Source organism: Pandoraea thiooxydans, assembly GCF_001931675.1.
Classification (GTDB): domain Bacteria; phylum Pseudomonadota; class Gammaproteobacteria; order Burkholderiales; family Burkholderiaceae; genus Pandoraea; species Pandoraea thiooxydans.
In genome coordinates this window covers 625,539-645,445 of record NZ_CP014839.1, presented here as the reverse complement: position 1 = coordinate 645,445, position 19,907 = coordinate 625,539, and the positions used below count along the sequence as shown (strand labels likewise).

General features: G+C 65.2%; 13 protein-coding genes and 1 riboswitch. Of the genes, 7 read left to right on the top strand and 6 right to left on the bottom strand.

All coding sequences use genetic code 11. From position 1 onward, the window contains the following. Nucleotides 1-4: 4 nt before the first annotated feature. Entirely contained in the window at nt 5-442 is a 438-nt protein-coding gene (locus PATSB16_RS02880) for a carboxymuconolactone decarboxylase family protein (protein ID WP_047212544.1), read from the bottom strand. 109 nt (nt 443-551) lie between these two features. On the opposite strand from PATSB16_RS02880, the gene pdxR reads away from it, so the two are divergent. From pdxR to paeA, 3 genes are all read left to right on the top strand, one after another. Continuing rightward, nucleotides 552-2,018 (top strand): MocR-like pyridoxine biosynthesis transcription factor PdxR, encoded by a 1,467-nt coding sequence (gene pdxR, locus PATSB16_RS02875; protein ID WP_083566648.1) that lies wholly within the window; start codon nt 552-554, stop codon nt 2,016-2,018. 86 nt (nt 2,019-2,104) lie between these two features. Next, a riboswitch (TPP riboswitch) is annotated at nt 2,105-2,202 on the top strand. A 185-nt stretch (nt 2,203-2,387) separates the two neighbouring features. Beyond that, nucleotides 2,388-4,304 carry a phosphomethylpyrimidine synthase ThiC gene (gene thiC / locus PATSB16_RS02870; RefSeq protein WP_047212543.1) on the top strand — a complete coding sequence of 639 codons (1,917 nt, stop codon included), beginning with the start codon at nt 2,388-2,390 and terminating at the stop codon, nt 4,302-4,304. Between the two features lie 288 nt (nt 4,305-4,592). Next, a complete protein-coding gene (gene paeA / locus PATSB16_RS02865; RefSeq protein ID WP_047212542.1) occupies nt 4,593-5,888 on the top strand; it encodes a polyamine export protein PaeA in 1,296 nt (431 codons plus the stop codon). A gap of 149 nt (nt 5,889-6,037) precedes the next feature. Here paeA and PATSB16_RS02860 read toward each other — a convergent pair whose 3' ends face one another. After that, entirely contained in the window at nt 6,038-6,859 is an 822-nt protein-coding gene (locus PATSB16_RS02860; protein ID WP_047212541.1) for an NYN domain-containing protein, read from the bottom strand. A gap of 286 nt (nt 6,860-7,145) precedes the next feature. Between PATSB16_RS02860 and PATSB16_RS02855 the strand changes: the two genes are divergently transcribed. The 3 genes from PATSB16_RS02855 (at nt 7,146) to infA (ending at nt 8,076) form a co-directional block, all read left to right on the top strand. Then, a complete protein-coding gene (locus tag PATSB16_RS02855) occupies nt 7,146-7,349 on the top strand; it encodes a cold-shock protein (RefSeq protein ID WP_047212540.1) in 204 nt (67 codons plus the stop codon). 171 nt (nt 7,350-7,520) lie between these two features. Next, nucleotides 7,521-7,664, top strand: coding sequence for a hypothetical protein (locus tag PATSB16_RS20985; protein WP_169834607.1), 144 nt, complete (start codon nt 7,521-7,523; stop codon nt 7,662-7,664). A gap of 154 nt (nt 7,665-7,818) precedes the next feature. Beyond that, nucleotides 7,819-8,076, top strand: a complete 258-nt coding sequence (gene infA / locus PATSB16_RS02850; protein WP_047212539.1) for a translation initiation factor IF-1 — start codon at nt 7,819-7,821, stop codon at nt 8,074-8,076. 66 nt (nt 8,077-8,142) lie between these two features. Here the strand turns inward: infA and PATSB16_RS02845 are convergent, their stop codons facing one another. From PATSB16_RS02845 to recC, 4 genes are read right to left on the bottom strand one after another with little or no spacing between them, the layout of a single operon-like run. Continuing rightward, nucleotides 8,143-8,445 (bottom strand): YciI-like protein, encoded by a 303-nt coding sequence (locus PATSB16_RS02845; RefSeq protein ID WP_047212538.1) that lies wholly within the window; start codon nt 8,443-8,445, stop codon nt 8,143-8,145. Between the two features lie 38 nt (nt 8,446-8,483). After that, on the bottom strand, nt 8,484-10,448 hold the full coding sequence (gene recD, locus PATSB16_RS02840; protein ID WP_047212536.1) for an exodeoxyribonuclease V subunit alpha: 1,965 nt from the start codon (nt 10,446-10,448) through the stop codon (nt 8,484-8,486). Further along, complete coding sequence (gene recB / locus PATSB16_RS02835) at nt 10,445-14,152, bottom strand: exodeoxyribonuclease V subunit beta (protein ID WP_047212535.1); 3,708 nt, start codon at nt 14,150-14,152, stop codon at nt 10,445-10,447. The genes recD and recB overlap by 4 nt, the downstream gene beginning before the upstream one ends. Further along, nucleotides 14,149-17,496 (bottom strand): exodeoxyribonuclease V subunit gamma, encoded by a 3,348-nt coding sequence (gene recC / locus PATSB16_RS02830; protein WP_047212534.1) that lies wholly within the window; start codon nt 17,494-17,496, stop codon nt 14,149-14,151. The genes recB and recC overlap by 4 nt, the downstream gene beginning before the upstream one ends. A gap of 182 nt (nt 17,497-17,678) precedes the next feature. Here recC and PATSB16_RS02825 point away from each other — a divergent pair, with 182 nt between their 5' ends. Then, a complete protein-coding gene (locus tag PATSB16_RS02825; protein ID WP_047212533.1) occupies nt 17,679-19,901 on the top strand; it encodes an FUSC family protein in 2,223 nt (740 codons plus the stop codon). Nucleotides 19,902-19,907 lie beyond the last annotated feature (6 nt).

Here is a 19,907-nt window from a genome sequence, read left to right as displayed (position 1 = left end):
CCGGTTATTTGACCACGGTGCGAAAGCTGATCGCCAGGCGATTCCAGGCATTGATATTGGCGATTGCGAATGTCAGGTCGGCGATCTCCTTGTCGGAGAAGTGATCTTTGAGGGCGGCGAACGCATCGTCCGGCGCGCGAGTCTCGGCAATGCGCGTCACCGCCTCGGTCCAGGCCAGCGCGGCACGCTCGCGCTCGCTGAAAAAGGCCGCTTCGCGCCAGGCTGCCAGCACATGCAGGCGGCGCTGGTCCTCGCCGTCGCGCAGCGCCTCGCGCGCGTGCATGTCGCAGCAGAAAGCGCAGCCGTTCATTTGCGAGGCGCGCAGCCACACCAGATGCAGCAAACCGACCTCAAGACCGCATTCCCTCAGATACGCGCCAATGCTGAGCATGCTCTGATAGGGCGGGGTCGACAGCTTCGTGTAATTCAAGCGGGGTTCCATGACGGGCTCCTGATAAAAGTCGAGAGAAGATAACTGCATATCACGGCAGAAAGCTTACCTGTGGCATGCCACAGTAGACAGATCCAAAAAACGCTAAAATCAGTGGGCCATGCCACCCCACTCCACACGCGCCTGCGACGCACCCTCCCCAACCCGCGGCTTCGATTTTGCCCGCCTGGATCTGGCCGCCGCCGCTGACGCGGCGCCGGCCCCGGCGTATCGGGTGCTCTACCAACGGATTCGCGAGGCCATTCTGGCCGGCCAATTGAGCGCCGGCAGCCGACTACCGTCGACGCGCGCGTTGGCCAGCACGCTGTCGGTAGCCCGCGGCACGGTCGAGGCCGCCTATGAGTTGCTGGTCGCCGAGGGTTTCGTGGTTGGACGCGGTGCCGCTGGCAGTGTGGTCAACCCGCAATTGGCCGGCACCCGTCCCGTGCGGCGCGACACCGCCGCCAGCGTCGCGCCGTCGGCCGGACGCCAGGCCGGCGGGCCATTGCCGCTGCAAAACGGCACGCCAGCGCTCGATGCTTTTCCCCGCAAGCTATGGGCCCGCCTGTCGGCGCGCCAGGCGCGAAATTTCCCCAGCGCCGCGCTGCCCTATCAGGACCCCGCGGGTTGGTGGCCTTTGCGCGCCGCCCTGGCCAACTATCTGGCGATCGCGCGCGGGGTCCAGTGCGCCCCCGAACAGATCATGATCACCGCCGGCTATCAGGGCGCGCTGGCGCTCGCCGCCAAGCTGCTGCTGCAACCGGGCGACGAAGTCTGGCACGAAGACCCTGGTTACTTCTTCACGCGCGATGCATTGCTTTTGGCACGGACCACCATCGTCCCGGTGCCCGTCGACGCGCAGGGCATGGACGTTGCCGCCGGCCTGCGCCGCGCGCCCGCGGCGCGTATGGCGGTCGTCACGCCCTCGCATCAGGCGCCGCTCGGCGTGGCGCTGTCGCTGCCTCGCCGGCTGGCGCTGCTGCAGTGGGCGGCCGAGCACGGCGCCTGGATCGTCGAAGACGACTACGACAGCGAGCTGCGCTACAGCGGCGCGCCGCTGCCCGCGCTCAAGAGCCTCGATCAGCAGGGCCGAGTGCTCTACGCCGGCTCGTTCAGCAAGGTTCTGTTCCCTGGCCTTCGGCTCGGTTATCTGGTGCTGCCGGACGCGCTGATCGAGCGTTTCACCACGGCCAGCACGCTATGGTGGTCGGCGCATGGCTGGCTGGAACAGGCCACCGTCGCGGATTTCATGGAGCAGGGACATTTCAGCCGGCACGTTCGGCAAATGCGGCAGCTTTATGCGGCGCGACGCATGGCCCTGGTCGAGGCGCTGCAGCACCATCTGGGCGGGTATATCGATGCCGTGCCGCCAGCCGGCGGCATGCATTTGCTCGGCTGGCTGCGGCCCGACGCCAGCGACGAGGCGTGCGCGCGGGACGCCCGCAATCATCGCCTGGCGCCCGCCGCGCTCACGCCATGGTGCACCGAGGTGCGCATGCGCCCGGCGCTGTTGCTCAATTTCACCAACCTGCCCGTCGAGCACGCCGCGCAAACGGTACGCCGCCTGGCGCGCGTTGCAGGCCTCTGAGACACGGCTCCGAGGCACGAAGCGGTGCGCTTTTCGGGACGCGGCGCAACTTGTATTCCCTGCCGACTCGGTGTATCGTTGCCCTCAGCTTAGCGCAGGGGTCCTGCAACCACGTTGCGGGTGAGACATACCCTTAGAACCTGATCTGGATAATGCCAGCGCAGGGAGCGTGACACCTCCCCTCGTGTGAATTGTCCCCTGTGCCGCCGACCGGGCATCAACCGGTCACTTTTGTATGTTGGGGCTGAATCCAAAGGAAGCAGAGCAGTTTCGCAGTCTCGATGCCGACGCAGGCAGCATGCGCGGCACGACGGCACTGCGGCAGAATTCTTTTGATCCAGTCCCCCGTGCCAGCCAGGAGACAATTGCATGAACGCCAACCCCAAGTTTCTCTCAGCCACCGCCCACGTCGATGACGCGGCGATTCAACCGCTGCCCAATTCGCGCAAAATCTATGTGACAGGCTCGCGCCCGGATATTCGCGTGCCGATGCGCGAGATTTCGCAGGCCGACACCCCGACCAGCTTCGGCGGCGAGACCAACCCGCCGGTGTTCGTGTACGACACGTCCGGCCCCTACAGCGACCCGGATGCGAAAATCGACATCCGCTCCGGCCTGCCCGCGTTGCGCGCGGCCTGGATCGAGGACCGCGGCGACACCGAGGTGCTGCCGGGGCTGACCAGCGCCTACGGCCGCGAGCGCGCGGCCGACCCGCAACTCGACGAATTGCGCTTTCCCGGCCTGCACCGCACGCCGCGCCGTGCCAAGGCGGGCAAGAACGTCACGCAGATGCATTACGCGCGGCAAGGCATCATCACGCCGGAAATGGAATACATTGCCATTCGCGAAAACCTGCGCCGCGAGGAATACGTGCAAAGCCTTCGGCAGTCCGGGCCGCAGGGCGAAAAGCTGGCGAACCTGATGACCCGCCAGCATCCCGGCCAGCATTTCGGCGCCGCGATTCCGGCCCAGATCACGCCGGAATTCGTGCGCGACGAAGTCGCTCGCGGGCGCGCCATCATCCCCAACAACATCAACCACCCGGAAAGCGAGCCGATGATCATCGGCCGCAACTTCCTGGTGAAGATCAACGCGAACATCGGTAACTCGGCGGTCACTTCTTCAATCGGCGAGGAAGTCGACAAGATGACCTGGGCGATCCGCTGGGGCGGCGACACGGTGATGGATCTGTCGACCGGCAAGCACATTCATGAAACGCGCGAGTGGATCATTCGCAACAGCCCCGTACCGATCGGCACGGTGCCGATTTATCAGGCGCTGGAAAAGGTCAATGGCAAAGCCGAGGACCTGACCTGGGAAATCTTCCGCGACACGCTGATCGAGCAAGCCGAGCAAGGCGTCGACTATTTCACGATTCACGCCGGCGTGCGTCTGCCGTTCGTGCCGATGACGGCCAGCCGCATGACCGGCATCGTCAGCCGCGGCGGCTCGATCATGGCCAAATGGTGCTTGGCGCATCACGAGGAAAGCTTCCTGTACACGCACTTCGAAGACATTTGCGAGATCATGAAGGCCTATGACGTGGCGTTCTCGCTGGGTGACGGCTTGCGCCCCGGCTCGATCTACGATGCCAACGACGAGGCCCAACTGGCCGAGCTCAAGACCCTGGGCGAATTGACGCAAATCGCCTGGAAGCACGACGTGCAAGTGATGATCGAAGGCCCTGGCCACGTGCCGATGCACCTGATCAAGGAGAACATGGATCTGCAGCTCGAGTACTGCGACGAAGCGCCGTTCTACACGCTCGGGCCGCTGACCACCGACATCGCACCTGGCTACGATCACATCACCTCGGGCATCGGCGCGGCGACCATCGGCTGGTACGGTACCGCAATGCTGTGCTACGTCACGCCCAAGGAGCATCTGGGCCTGCCCAACAAGGACGACGTGAAGGAAGGCATCATCACCTACAAGCTCGCCGCGCACGCCGCCGATCTGGCCAAGGGCCATCCGGGCGCGCAGATTCGCGACAATGCGCTGTCCAAGGCGCGCTTCGAGTTCCGCTGGGAAGACCAGTTCAACCTGGGCCTGGACCCGGACAAGGCGCGTGAATTCCACGACGAGACGCTGCCCAAGGACTCGGCCAAGGTAGCGCACTTCTGCTCGATGTGCGGCCCGCACTTCTGCTCGATGAAGATCACGCAGGACGTGCGCGAATACGCCGCCAAGCAGGGTCTGTCGGAGCAGGACGCACTCAAGCAGGGCATGGAAGTCAAGGCGGTCGAGTTCGTCAAGAGCGGCGCGCAAATCTACCAGCGCACCTGAGGCAGTCCTCGAACCGCAGCACGCCGAGCGGCGCTGCTGCCCTGTGCAATCCCCGGCGCACGCTTCGTGCGCCGGGGATTTTTCGTTAACCGCGCGATGCGACGGGACAATCTTCCGAAGCGGTCCTGCCGGCTGGTGTGCGGCGCATCTCGCCAACGTCCGGTTTTGTGGCATGCTGTCGAAGCTTGCCCTGCCCCAGACCCTTGTTTACCGATTCGCAAACCGAAGTTTTCACATTCACACAACCAGAAACCCTTTGGTAACAACCGTCAATCCCCGGGTGCCGTCATGAGTGCGTATGCCTTCTTCCTAACGCTCGTCCTGCTGATACTGATCAGCGCCTTCTTTTCGATCTCCGAGATCGCCCTCACCGCCTCCAAGCGAACCAAGCTGCAAGTGCTGTCCGAAAAGGGCGAGCAACGCGCGCTGAAAATCATGCTGCTCAAGGAGCAGCCCGGCAATTTCTTTACCGTGGTGCAGATCGGCGTCAACGCGGTGGCGATCCTCGGCGGCGTGCTCAGTGAAGGCGCCCTGAACGGATATCTGCGCGACGCGGTCCTGCCGTTCGTCGCCCCGGCGGCGGCCGAGCGTGTGGGCAGCATCGGTTCGTTTCTGATCATCACCGTGCTGTTCATCCAATTCGCCGACCTGATTCCCAAGCGGCTGGCGATGATCAATCCGGAGCAGGTGGCATTGCGCATCATCGAACCGATGCTGATGTGCATCCGCCTGCTCAAGCCGCTGGTGATGGTCTTCAACGGTCTGGCCAATCTGCTGCTGCGTCTGTGCAAATTGCCCACCCGATCGATCGAGCACGTCACCTCGGAGGACATCAGCGCGATCATGGACGCGGGCGCAGAAGCGGGCGTACTGCGCAAGCAGGAACTGCATCTGATCGAAAACATTTTCGAGCTGGAATCGAAGAACATTACCTCCGTCATGACCTATCGCGACGACGTGGTCTACTTCACGATTGCCGGCGACGAAAAGGGCATACGCGAGAAGATCACCGCGCGGCCGCATGCCAAATATCTGGTGTGCCGCGACGATATCGACAACGTGCTCGGTTTCATCGACTCCAAGGACTTGCTGCAACGCGTGGCCAACGATGACTTCAGCAGCGTGATACGCAATATCGAAAAGTTCTACAACAAGAAGCTGCTGGTCATTCCCGATACGCTGAATCTGTCCGAGGCGCTGGCCCGATTCAAGGAAGCGCGCGAGAACTTCGCCGTGATCATCAACGAGTACGGGCTGGTGGTCGGCGTGGCCACGCTCAACGACATCGTCACCGCGCTGATGGGCAGCGTGATCTACCCGAGCGACGACGAGCAGATCGTCAAGCGCGACGACCACTCGTGGCTGGTCGACGGCGTCACGCCGATCGACGACGTGAAAAAGGCGCTGCAGATCGAGGAATTGCCCGGCGAGGGCGACTATGAAACCATCGCCGGCTTCATGATCAACGCGCTCAAGCGCATTCCCAAGAAATCCGAAGCGGTCGAGGCCGCCGGCTTTCGCTTCGAAGTCGTGGATATCGATAACTACAAAATCGACCAGTTGCTGATCTCCCGCCTGTCCTGAGCAGCCCTCGCAGGCTGCTGCAAAACGCAGCGAGCGGATTGAATCCGCTCAGGCCAGCGCGCACCAACCGCAGCCTATGCGGTGTCGGTGGGGATGCCGGGCACCGCCCGCCGCCAGCCAGGCACGCGCAGTCGTTTCTCGACGCTTTGCTAGCGTCCGGCCGGCAGGCGCACGGTGTACTGCCCCGATTTTTCGTCGTGCAGCACCCGCACCAGGTCGTGCCTTTCGGCGTCCTCGACGAGTTCCTTGAACGAGCGATAGCCGTAATAGGTTTCGTTGAATCCCGGCGCGCGACGCTTGAGGGTCTGCTTGACCATCGAGCCCCAGATTTTTTCGTCCGAATCGCGCTCGGCGATCAGTGCTTCGACGGTTTCCACCAGCAGGTCGAAGGCTTCCTGCTGGCGCTCGTTCTCGGCCGAGGCGCCGGCGGCCGACTTGGCCGCGCCACCGCGCGCGCCGGTCTTGCGGGGCGCGCGCTTTTTCTTGGCTTCCTGGGCCCGCACCAGATCGTCGTAGAAAATGAATTCGTCGCAATTGGCCGTCAATAGATCGGAAGTCGAGTTTTTGACGCCGACGCCGATCACGTGCTTGTTGTTCTCCCGCAGCTTCGACACCAGCGGCGAGAAATCGGAGTCGCCGCTGAGAATCACGAACGTGTCGACATGGGCCTTCGTGTAGCACAAATCGAGCGCGTCGACGACCATGCGGATGTCGGCGGAGTTCTTGCCGGATTGCCGTACATGCGGAATTTCGATCAGCTCGAACGCCGCCTCATGCATCGGCCCCTTGAACTCCTTGTAGCGCTCCCAGTCGCAATAGGCTTTCTTGACGACAATGCTGCCCTTGAGCAACAGGCGCTCAAGCACCTTCTTGATGTCGAACTGGGCATACTTCGCGTCGCGAACGCCCAATGCGACGTTCTCGAAGTCGCAAAACAGGGCCATGTTGGTGATTTCGATTTGACCAGCCATCGGGTTCTTCCTGGTAAGAGTCTCGCCGTAGCGCCGGGCGGTTGAACGCCAGCCTAACACGGGCAGGCGTTTGCCGGCGCTGCGCAAGATTTTTTAATGATTGTTTGCTTATTCGGAAAAAACAGCGTATAAACGAGAGCTAGGCAAGTCAAGATGAAAGTCAGTTGATCGCCGGTTCTCTCTGCAGTTGTTCGCACTCAGCGCTTCCGTTCTCAATTTTCCTTGTTTGTCTTTCCCGTGGCGTCGCATTTCGCATTCGCCATTATCCAGTTTTGTCAGGAATATCATGAGTTCAGGTACAGTCAAGTGGTTCAACGATGCCAAGGGTTTCGGCTTTATTACGCCGGATGACGGTGGCGACGATCTTTTCGCGCATTTTTCCGCGATCGAAGGCGACGGCTTCAAGTCGCTGCAGGAAAACCAGAAAGTCTCTTTTGAGATTACCAAGGGTCCGAAAGGATTGCAGGCCTCGCGCATTCGCCCGGCCTAAGTCTGCAGCGCACTAATCGCAATGCCGGCGCATCCGAGAGGGTGCGCCGTTTTGTTTTGATCGGAATGTTGCCGGCGCACGCACCTTGGCGCCCCATCGCACGAGATCCGGCGCAGCCACCCGCCTCGGTCGAATCTTCAGAGGCTGGCGAGATTCAAGGAGAACGCTACCATGGCCAAAGGACAACTACGCGGCAACAAGGAAGCGAAGAAGCCGAAGCAAAACAAGCTGCCGGGCAAGCCCATTTCGCCCGATGCAGTGCTTCGCACAACCTCCACCGTCACTGTCGTGCCGGATCGCCACAAGAAAAAATAACCAGCCGCTACCGCGCTGCTGGTGCAATGCCGCCGGCCTTCGGGCCGGGCGGCCGCCCATGCGTATGGCCCCGAACGAGGCCGATGCGCTCTTGCCATCCCCGCGGTCGTCCTACCGGCCGCCCGCTTGGCATTCAACCGACAAGGAAACTGCAATGGCAAAAGAAGAACTTATCGCAATGAACGGCATGGTCGACGAAGTGCTGCCGGACTCACGCCTGCGCGTCACGCTCGAGAACGGCCACAGCCTGATTGCCTACACCTCGGGCAAGATGCGCAAAAGCCACATCCGCGTGCTCGCCGGCGACAAGGTGTCGCTCGAGCTGTCGCCTTACGACCTGAACAATGGCCGCGTGACTTTCCGTCACATCGAAGGACGCGGCCCCTTCACCCCGGCACGCCGCCGCTACTGAACGGCGGTCTGCCGAGTCGGCGCAGGTGGCGGCAGTGCCGCCCTCCGCCGCCCGGCTGCGCGCCGCTCAGTCGACGCGCACCGGATTGGCCGCGGCGTCGCCGACGACCGTGTTCCAGGCGCGCACGCGCCACGCCTTGACCAACCCCTCGCGCACGTAGGGATCGGCGCCGACGAACGCTTCGGCGACGGCCGGCGAATCGCCCTGGAAAAGCAGCATGGCGGCGTCCGCCGGTTCGGCGAGCGCGCCGCCCAGCAGCAACTCGCCGCGGCGCGCCGCCTGCCAAGCCAGCGCCAGATGCGCGTCGCGAAACTGTGCGCGACGCTCCAGATAATCGTCGCAAAGATCGTAGAACAGGACGTAGTGCATGTTGTTCGCTCCTTGGCCGCCACGGCCAGCGGGTTATCTCACGGCATCGGCTCGTCCAGCGCTTCGAGCAGTCGATCCGTCAGGCCGGACGCACGGCGGCTGGGTGTCGCCACCGCCGCGGCAACCACCGGCCACGGCGCATAGACCGCGACACTCGTGCGCGCGCGCGTCACCGCAGTGTAAATCAGCTCCCGGGTCAGCACGCGGCTGCCCTGCTCCGGCAGCACCACGGCAACCCGCTCGAACTCCGAACCCTGCGATTTGTGCACCGTCATGGCAAACGCGGTTTCGTGCAGCGGCAGGCTGGCCGGCGAAAACAATCGGAAAGCACCATGCTCGCCGGGAAAGGCCACGCGCAACGCCCCATCGCCGCCCGTCGGCAGAGCGATCCCGATATCGCCGTTGAATAGCCCCAGCGCGTAGTCGTTGCGGGTGACGATGACCGGCCGCCCGGCATACCACGCGTCGGCCGACAGCAACGTCGTGGTGCCCACCCCGGTGCGCTGCACGAAGGCACTCGCCAGTTGTCCGTTGAGCGTCTGGACGCCACGCCGCCCGCCACGCGTGGCGCACAGCACGCGAAACCGGTTGAATGCCGCAAAGAGCTCGGCCGCGACACCCTCGGCTGGCGCTGCGCGCAACGCCGCCACCCTGTCGCCATACTCGGCATAGCCGTCGGCCAGCTGCGCAAGGTGCTCGCCGTCGAGCGGCGCACGCGTGGTCTCGTACAGCACCACGCTCTGCCCGGCCTGCGGCGGATCGCCGCCAGTCAATGCCTGCCGTACCTCGCCGACGCGCCCGTACTTGATGCCCTCGGCCACGCGACCGATCGCCGAGGCGCCACCGAACCGGTAGTTGCGTTCGAGCCAGATCACGCTATCGCGCAGGGGGGCCGGCGTCGCGGGCGCCGGCGGCGGTTGCAGCAACGCCGCGGGAATCGTCATGTCGCGCGCCAGCGCCTCCCGACACGCCGGCGAGAGCGCCGCGCCGGCACTCAATTCGCCAAATACCGCGCCCGCCTCGACCGCGGCGAGCTGATCCTTGTCGCCCAGCATGATCAGGCGAGCACCGACCGGCACGGCCTCGAGCAAATGCGTGGCGAGCGACAGGTCGATCATCGATGCTTCGTCGATCACCACCAGGTCGTAGGGCAGCGGATTGTCGGCATGATGACGAAAACGCCGGCCGGATTGCCGCGCGCTCTCGGGCACCACACCGAGCAGGCGGTGCAGCGTCAACGCCGCCGCCGGCAAGGCATTGCGCACTGCGGGCGGCAAGTGCCCGGCGCGTGCGGCGAGAGCTTCCTGCATACGCTGCGCCGCCTTGCCGGTGGGCGCGGCAAGCGCAACGCGCAATTCCGGCTGACGTTCGAGCAGGCAGGCCAGTAAGCCGACTACCGTGGTCGTCTTGCCCGTGCCGGGCCCGCCGCTGAGAATCACGATGCGCTGGCGCATCGCCAGCGCGGCCGCCGCCATCTGCCAGTTTGCCTCTGGCGCTGCGCCGGGTGTGTCGGCGTGGATCTCGCCGGCCCCGAAATAGCGCGCCAGAAGCACGCTGTTTTCATGTTCGGGTGGCGCGACCCCGGCCGTGCCGCCAGCGTCGGGCGCACGATGCGCGGCCAGCGCACTCGCCAGACGGCGCTCGTAGTCGAAATAGCGCGCCAGATATAGCCGGTCTTTGGCGTCGAGCACCAGCGGCATGTCACCGTCAGCGCCCGCCTGCGGCGCGCAAACGCCGCTGCCGAGCAGCGCATCGCGCCACACGGCCAGGGCCGGCGCATCGTCGGGAAACAACTCGTGCGTGCCGGGTTCGTCCTGCAGATCGCTCAACGGCACGCAGACATGACCGTCGGCGGTGGCCATACTGACCGCAAACGCCGCGCGCCGGACGCGCTGGCATACCGCCTCCGGGCTGCCATGGTGACGGGCGAGCATCTCCATGCGCCGCGCAAAGGCTTGCGCCAGGGCTTGCGCGGGCGATCCTGCCTGGAGCATCGGCGTCATGCTGCGGCCTCCTGCGGATCGGCTGCCCGCATCAGGCGATCGAGCGCCTCGACCAGGGCCAGCGGCACGCGTTCGACGAACACGCCAGGCACCTCGCCCGATGCTCCGTGCGCGCTGCGCCATGCATCTCTCGCGCCCCGAATGAATAACCACAGGCAGCCGCCGACATCGCGCTCGTAGTCATAGTCCGGCAAGCGATTTCGCAAATAGCGGTGCAACGCCACCGTGTAAAGCAGATATTGCAAGTGGTAACCGTGCTCGGCCATCGCCAGCGCGAGCGCCGGACGCGCATAAGCAGCCGCATCGTAGCCGAGATGATTGGATTTCCAGTCGGCAATCCACCAGCGCCCCCCATGCACGAAAACCAGGTCGATGAACCCTTTCATGTAGCCGCGCAAGGTCGCGGCATCGAGCGCGAGCTCCGCATAGCCATGGGTGCGCAGCAATGTCCGCAGCGCCTCGAGCGGGACCGCTCCCAGCGGATAGGTAAATTCAAGTTCGGTCAGGCGCTGGGCCGGAGCGATCTCGGCAAGCCGCAGCCCCGGCTGCAGTTCGCACGCCACCAGTTCGCACATCAGGCGTTGCATCATCGCGGACCAGTGTGCGGCCGAGGCCGCGCCGGCCGGTGCGGGCGGCCGCTCGCGCAGGGCTTGCGCAGCAGCGTCGGGCCAACTGTCGGGGCGCGTGAAATCGGCCAATTCCAGCAACCGGTGCAGGCACTCGCCGGCGGCCGGGCCGCGCGGGAAATGCAGGATATCGTCGGCCGCCAGCCCGGCGGGAACATTCGCGGCGGGTGGCGGTGCGAGTTCGCGCAGCGATGCGAGTGCATCGTGGTCCGGGCGCGTCCGCTCGCCGCGCGCATGCCCGGCCTGGCTGAGCAACGCGCTGAAGCTGGCGATGCGCCAGCTCTCGCGCAGCGCGCGGCGTGCCCGGCGAGACTCGAGCGGCGCCGGCGCCTCGCGCGCCGTCAACAGCTTGGCTGCGCCCGGCTCGGGCAGCGCACTCACGCGTAAGGCCGGACCGTCCAGGCCGTGCCATGCGGCAATGATCCGCTCCGCGGCGAGCGCGCTATCTGACCACGCCTCGAAACTCACGTCCTGCCCCGCGACCAGCCAGTTGAGCATGCTCGCGCAGGCTTCCTTGGTATTACGCTTGGCTGTGTAAATACCGGCTACCAGATAACAACGGTACACCGCCCGCGTGAGTGCCACGTAGAGCAGGCGCGCCTGCTCGGCGGCCTGTTCGCGACGCAGTGCGGCGCTCGCCTGCGCGCGGATATGCTCATCGCGCCCATAATCGATCACCGCCGCGCCGCCATCGTGATATTCGATAGCGAACCGCTTGCCGGCCTCGCGCACGTGGCCGTCCCACAGGAACGGGCAGAACGCGATCGCATATTCCAACCCCTTGGACTTGTGCACGGTGACGATCTGCACCAGATGACGGTCCGACTCCAGCCGCAGTTGCGCCTCGTCGCCACCGCCGCCGTGCCGCCGCCGCGCCGCGAGCCAGCGCAGCAGAGCCGTCATGCCCGGCTGCTCGACCCAGCGCGCCTGCAACAGCTCGGCCAGATGCGACAGATTGGTCAGGCGGCGCTCGCCGCCTGTGCCCGCGACCAGCCGCGGCGCCACTTCGAGTTCGCGCATCAAGGTGCGCCACATGGCGATGAAACCGCGTTCGAGCCAAAGCTGGCGATAGCGCTGCAGGCGCTCGATCCAGGCGATCGCGCCGGTCTCCGGCATATCGGTCGCCTCGGTCTCCTGCAGGCGGAAAATCGCCATTGCGTCGAGTCCGAACAACGGTGTGGCCAGTGCGGCGCGCAGCACGCGCAAATCGCCAGGCGACTCGACGGCCAGCAGCACGCGCTCGATCATCTCAGCCTCCTCGCTGGCGAACACCGAGTCCTGCGTCAGCTCGACGCTGCCGATGCCGTATTGCGCCAGAGCCTGTTTGATCCGGCTGCCCTGCACGTGGGTCTGCACGATGACGGCGATGTCGCCGGGTGTGAGCGGCGCGTCGCCGAGGCGCACCGTGCCGGCAGCGGCGCCGGTCAGCAACCGCGCGATCTCGGCGGCGGTGGCGGCCGCCGCTCGCGCCTGCGCGTCGGCCTTGGCAAGCGCGGCGTCGCCCCCCGGCAGCAGCCATACATTCAGCCCGGCGGCCGGCTCCGCATCGTGCAGCGGCGCGCGCTCGCGCGTGCCGGCACGCACCGGCGGATAATCCAGCCCCTCGAGCACGAAAGCACGCGCATTGCGGCCGAACAGCGCGTTGCCGGCGTCGATCACCTCGGCCGTCGAGCGCTGATTGACGGCCAGCGTATAAGCGGCGTCGGCGGTGTCGCGCGCAGCGAGATACGTATGCAGATCGGCGGCGCGAAAACTGTAGATTGCCTGCTTGGGGTCACCCACCATGAACAGCGGCCCCCCTGAACCCGGCCCGGAGCCGGCACCGTAGATGCGACTGAAGATCTCGAACTGCAGCGGATCGGTGTCCTGGAATTCGTCGATCAGCGCGCACGGGTAGCGCTCGCGCAACACGCCGCCCAGCCAGGAGTGAGCCAGCAGCGCATGGTGCAAATTGCTCAGCAGATCGTCGAATGAAACGGTGCGCGCTTCGCGCTTATTTTCGCGTAGCGCATCCGGTGCCCACATCAGCCAGTTGCGCAGCAATTCCAGCCAACGCAGCACGTGACGATCGGTCTGGGCATTGCGGGCCGACAGCAGCGCATCGGCGAGCGCGAAAAACGGGGCGTCCGGAGGCGCGGTATTCTTCTTCGCACCCTGCCCCAACTTGGCCGCGCCCAGCAGGAGCGCCTTGGCATCGAGCGGCGCCTCGGCATCGCCCGCGTCGAAGTAACGCTGCCATGCCTGTCGCGCGCGCTCGACGCCGTCGGCGGAGTAAATATTTGCCTTGAGATTCGGCAGCGCATCCTGCACCAGCCGTGCCGGCGACATCGCACTCGACTGCCACGCCTGGCGCGCCGCCGCGTACAGCGAGGATAAGGCGGGCTCGTCGTCGCCGGCGGGCATCGCCGGCCAGCGCAGTTCGGCCTGCGGCTTTTTCAAGCGTCGCGCCAATTCGTCGACGAGCGCATCCGGGGTCACCTCGTTGTCGACCAGCCAGGCGGCGAAACCTTCGTGGGTCGCCGCGGCCGGATCGACCTCGCGCCGCCAGAACTCGACTGCCAGATCGTGACGGATGGCTTCGTCATCGGGCATCAGCTCAAACGCCAGCGGCAGCCCTGCGGCAAAAGGGGTCTCGGCCAGCGCGCGCTGACAAAAGCCATGAATCGTGTGGACTGCCGCCTGATCGAATGAATTGAGCGCCAGGCGCAGGCGCAACAGGGCCTGCTCGGCACTGACCTGCCCGCTCAGGATCAGCCGCTCGACCAGGGCCGACACCATCGGGTCCTCCAGCGGGCCGGCGTCGTGCGCATCATCTTCCGCGGGCGCCTCATCGGTCAGCAACGCCAGCGCTCGCGCCAGTCCGGCCAGCCGCGCGCGGATCCGCTCGCGCAGCTCGGCAGTGGCAGCGTTGGTGAAGGTCACCACCAGGATCTGCTCTATCGTGCAGTTCCGTTCCAACAGCAGGCGCACCACCAGCGCGCAGATATTCCACGTCTTGCCGGTGCCTGCCGATGCTTCGATCAGCTGCACGCCCTCCAGCGGGCAACCGAACACATCGAGTTCGGGAAAGCGCTTCATACCGGGTCCTCCCCCGCAACGAGATGCTCGGCCAACGGCTCGCACACGGCGCGTGCGATGCTCTCGAACGGATCGGCCAGCGGCGTGTCGATGCCGCGCCACGCCAGCCGGTAATACGCTTGGTCCCCCTCGCCAAAGGAGAACTGCGAGCCCAGCCAGGTCTTTTCGGCGTTGGCCAGTTGCCCGGTGCTCACCAGTTCCCACGCGCTGCGCGGGAAAAATGGCAGCGGCCGGGTCATACCGATGTGTTGCAGCGCGACCAGTTGCGAGAGCTGGCTGGCCGGATTCTCTACTGGTCGCAGGGTAAAGCGCTCGCCGTTACCGAACCAGTGCGTGCGCGGCGCCACGCCAGGCAATTCACCGCCTGCGACGAGCACCCCCAAGACGAGATGCCGAAGCCAGGCGTCGAGATAGTCGCTCGCGCGTGCCCGACCGTACCGGTACAGCACCAGACCGTGCGGCGTCAGGGGGGCCAACCGGCCTTGCAGGCGACATGCCAGGCCATGCGGCCATTGCCACTCATGCGGCCACTCGGCGGCGACCCGCAGCGTGAGCGGCAGGCTGAACGCATGCGCGCTACTGCCGGCGCCCAGCGCGTCACGCACCGCGACGGCCAGCAGTTGCAGCCCGCTCATCTCCCGCGCGCGCCACAAAGCGCCGGTCGCGCCGGCGGGCAGTTCGTGGCTGGCCGCGGCGATGCGCGCCACACGCGGCGCCGGCTCGCCGGCCAGTAGGCGAGGCAGCACACGCTCGGCAAACGCACGGCGGCCCTCGGCATCGACTTCGAAGGGCTCGTCGTCGTCCAGCTCGGCCTCGGCCTCGCGCAGCGCCACGCCCAGGCGCTCGCGCATCCAGACACGGGTCGGGTGGCGCCAGAAACGCAGCAGATCATCGAGTTCCAGCGTGTCGGGGTGCGCCTGCGGGGGCGGCAACGGCGTTTGATAGAAGGCCGCTTCGTCACGCGGCGCGGCACCGGCGCCGATTATCACGCGGGCGGTTTCGGCCTGCATTGCGTCGTAGCTGAACAGCCGCGGCGAGGCCCCGTCGAAATAAGCCGGCGCGAACGGCTGCAGCGGATGCTCGGTGACCAGGCTCGCCCGGCGGTGCGCCAAACCGTGCTCGTCGGCGCCTGGCCCGGCCAGCACTTCGGCCAGGTGATCGAGCAGTTCAGCGACCACCGCCGACGGCGGCAGCATGGCGTTGTCTCGGATGCTGCGTCCGTTGTAGGCGATCAGTACACGCTCGCGCGCGGCGAGCAGCAAATCCAGGAACAGGTTGCGTTCGTCGTCGCGCCGCTGCCGGTCGCCCCGCTGCGGCAATGCATGCATCAGATCGAATTCGTCACCGCGCCGCAAGCCAGGCAGCACGCCGTCGTCCATACCCAGCAGGCAAACGACACGATAGGGCAGCGCCCGCAGGCTGGGCAGTGCCGCGAAGGTCACGCGGCCCGACGGCACCCCGCCGCGCGCCGGATCGTCGAGCCAGCTGGCGAGCGCGGCATCGATGACACCGACCGGCAAGTCGGTATCGGGCGCACCGTCATGCATCGTCGCGCACAGCTGATCGATCGCGTGACGCACCTCGGCAACGTCGTCGGCAAAGGCCGCGTCAGCGGAGAAAAACGTTTCAAGCAGTCTGAGCAGAACGTCCCGCCAGGCCAGCGGGGTACGGACCTGGTCGAGCACCCGGGCGCTCGCCTCCAGCGCATCGACCACGCCGGCCAGACTGCCCAGCGCCTGTGCGCGCCCGCCCTCGATGCCGCCGATCGGCAGCCAGTCGGCACTCGGCATGGCGTCGTCGGGCTGAGCGTACCCCAGCAGCAGACGCATTAAGGCATCGCCCAGCGTGTGGTGTTGCTCCGTCCGGGCAGCGCCAGAAGATGCACCCGCGCGCGCCAGCCGCATCAGCGGTTCGCTGGCCCAGCCGCGGCGCGCGCCGGCTGCCCGCAGCCACTGCTGTATCTGCTCGAGCGCGGCCTCGTCGAACTGGAACTGGTGGGCCACCGCTTCCGTGCGAATAAACTCGATGATGTCGGCGGCACCGATACGGCGCTGCGGCAGCCCCAACAACTGACGAATGGCGCGCGCGACCGTGTTGGTGCGGCTGACCGGCAGGCCGGTAATCAGATAGGGGATGCGGGGCGACGCAGTGCCGAATACCGCGTCGATCAGCGGGGCGGCCTGACTCAGATCGGGCACGGCGATCAGTATGTCATCCGGTCGCAGGCTGGAGTCGGCCTCGAACCAGTCGAGCAACTGATCGTGCGTGACTTCGAGCTGGCGCGCCAGACTGTGACAGGCGTGTACGGCGAGACTGCCGTCGCCCGCGTTTGGCCTGTCGGCCTCCGGCTGCGGCGCGAGCGCAAGGATGCCGTTTTGCAGCGCCGCCAGCAAGGTCGAGGCTGGATTCGGCGTGAATACCGCGTCGTCGCGCAGCGCGCCCTCGGCCATTTCGGCATACAGGAGGTCGATGTGCGACTGGGTCTGCCGGCCCCACTCGGCCAGCAGCGGATGGCCGGTTTCATGATAACCGGATGCCCCGCGCGCCTGAAGATAGCTCAGGCGCGCAGCCGGGACGATCTCGAACCAGTATTCCTGGCATGGATTGAGGGCATAGATGCGTACATCGATAAGGCGTGACAACTCCTTGAGCAGTTGCATCGACAGCGGCGGCATCGCGGGCAACGCGAACACGGCGACACGCGCCGGCCAGCCGGGCGGCACCCGACCCGCCGGCAGCGTGCGCAGGATCTCGATAAAGCGCTGCGCCGGATGTTCGCCCGCGATCTCCAGCCGCGTGAGCAGTTGCCGCCATAGCTCGGCCTGCCAACGTTCGTCCTCGAACTGCGAAGGCCCCCAATGCTCCGACGACGCGGGCGACGCCGGGGCGATCGAGGCGCCGCGCTGCCATTGTGAGAGCCAGGGCAGCCGGTAGGTCAGGTATTGATCGAACAGGCTCGCCAGGCGATCGGCCAACTCATAGCGCATGACCGGATCGGCTTGTCTCAGGTAGGCGTTCAGGCGAGGGAAATCGCCAGTCCAGCCGTCATCGATAAGGCACCGGTATATCGGCCACACCAACCGATCCGGGGCAAAAGGCGAGGCCTGCGGCACCGGCAATGCACGCCCGAGTTGCTCCCACAGCCATTGCGCCAGATAAGCGAATTGCACATTGGCACACACGCCGAAGCACTGTGCGTAATCGAGTTCGAGACGCCGACGCACGGCCGCGCTGGGCACCACGATGACTTCGCGGGCCAGCGGGTCGGCCGGCGGCGCGGCTATGTCGCGCAGCAAGGCTGCCGCGAGGTTTTCATAGCGATTCGAAAAAAACAGTGAAAGCATGCCAGGAGCCGGGTTCGAGGGGGCGCACGAAGTGGAGCGCGACAGCGTGAGGCGAGGGGCGACCTCGTGCGTGACAGGTAGCATAACAAAGCGCCGCGCGAAATGAGCGTATGTCCGCAAAATTGGGCGATGGCGCGGCGAGATACGCTAGACTTCGCTGTGACGAGGCCCGCTTGCCGACGATGGATTACCCAAGACAAATCAAGAAATTCCTCTACAGCCACTATTTTTTTAGCGGCGCACGCCAGGCGGTCGGCGTCACCCTGCCGGCCCTGGTGATTTTCTGGGGCCTGGGCCAACATCTGCTGGGACTGGCCGTCGCCTCCGGAGCGTTATGCGCGAGCGTGGCCGACGTCAACGGCCCGCTGCGCCACAAGCACATCGAGTTGCTGGCCTGCTCGGTACTGGGCGCCGTGACCGTCGCGCTGACCGGCCTGTCGTCGGGTCACCCGGTCACGTTGTGGCTGTGCGTGGGCGGCCTGAGCTTTTTTCTTTCGCTGCTGGTGGTCTACGGTTACCGGGCCTCGCTGATAAGCTTCGCCTGCCTGCTGATCATGGTGCTCAACGTCGAGACCGTGGTCTCGCCCAGCGAAGCTCTTCTGAACGCCGGCGCCGTGCTCGCCGGCGGCTTGTGGTACACCTACTTCAGTCTGGCGGTATGCCGCGCGCTGTGGTTTCGCCTGGAGCAGCAAACGCTGGCCGAATGCTTTTTCGCCACCGCGCAGTACCTGGAGGCAAAAGGAGCGTTCTACGACGTCGAGCAGGACCTGGGCGAATGCTATCGGCGTCTGATCGCCACGCAGGTCAACGTGGTGGAGAAGCAGCAGGCCGCCCGCGAAATGATTCTGCGCGACCTGCCCCGCCTGCGCCGCGGCCAACTCGACAAGCGCCGCGCGATGCTGCTCAATCTGTTCATCAACGTGGTCGATCTGCATGAGGTGGTCGTCTCGGTGCATACCGATTACCCGCTGCTGCGCAAGACCTTCGAGCACGACGACATCCTGATTTTTTTCCGCGACCTGATCCGCAAGGCGGCCGCCGACGTCGACAGCGTCGGCTTTGCAATCGCCAGCGACCAGCCGGCGCGCTCGCGCAGCAGCTGGAAAGCGGAATTCCGTGCCATCGAATACGAAATCGAACTGCTCAAGGCAAAGCGCTTTCAGCAGTCGATGCCGGACGCATACGATGCCCTGGTAGCAACTTTCCGGCGCGTGTGGAGCACCTCTCGGCAGATCGAGAAGCTGTATCGGAACATCCGGCGCGACGGCGACATGCCCAATATGGAAACCCGCCTGGATCAGGCGTTGAACCGCTTCGTTTCACGCCAGAGCTTCAGCCCGAAGCTGCTCTGGCACAACCTGACATTCTCCTCGCCGAGCTTTCGCCACGCGCTGCGCGTGAGCATCGCGATCCTGGGCGGCCTGGCGCTCGCCCACTTCCTGCCGCTGCTCAAGGGCCAGTCGCACAGCTACTGGATCCTGCTGACCACGATCGTGATTCTGAAGCCTGGCTTCAGCCTGACCAAGCAAAAGAATTTTCAGCGCCTGTCGGGCACGCTCATCGGCTGCCTGCTGGTGCTGGCGATCCTGTTCGTCGTGCACAAGCCATGGGCCCTGCTGGGACTGATGTTCTTCTTCATGGTGATGGGCAACAGCCTGGTGCTCTTCAACTATGGGCTAGCTGTGGTATTTACGTCCGCTTACGTGCTGCTGTTGTTTCATTTGCTGGTGCCCGGCTCGATCGTGGTGGTCGGCGAGCGGGCTCTGGATACGGCCATCGGTTCGCTGGTCGCGCTCGTCTGCAGCTACTTCTTCCCTTATTGGGAATACCGCCTGATGAGTCCGCTGGTGCGCAACTCCGTGCTCTCGACCCGGGATTACCTGCAGTCATGCCTCGGCCGCGACGGCGTCGTCGATGAATTTGCCTACCGGATGGCGCGCAAGAATATGCATATTGCCTTCGCCAACTTCGGTGCGGCGTTCAAGCGAATGATGCTCGAGCCGAAATCCAAGCAGGTCTCGGTGGCGGAACTCAATGGGCTTCTGGTGCAGACTCACGTGCTCGCCTCGCACATCACCAGCATCTCGGAAATACTCGCGCGACACTTGCTGCGCGACTCGAGCGGCGAACTCGACGCCGCCGCACAGGCGATTCTCGATATCCTTCAGCGGGCCGCTGACGCGCCCACCGCTGGGCCTCGCAGCAACGACGTCGATCTGACGGAGACCCTCAGGGATTTCACCCGGCGGTTGGACGCGCTGGTGGTGCGCCAGGAACAGCAACCCGGCGCGAGTGCCGACGACATTCAGGAATTGAAGCTGATCGCGCACCAGATCAAACAGATGCTGCGTGTGGGAGACTTGATTTACAAGGACATGCGCACGATGCGCCTGCCCGCCGGCTGACTCCGG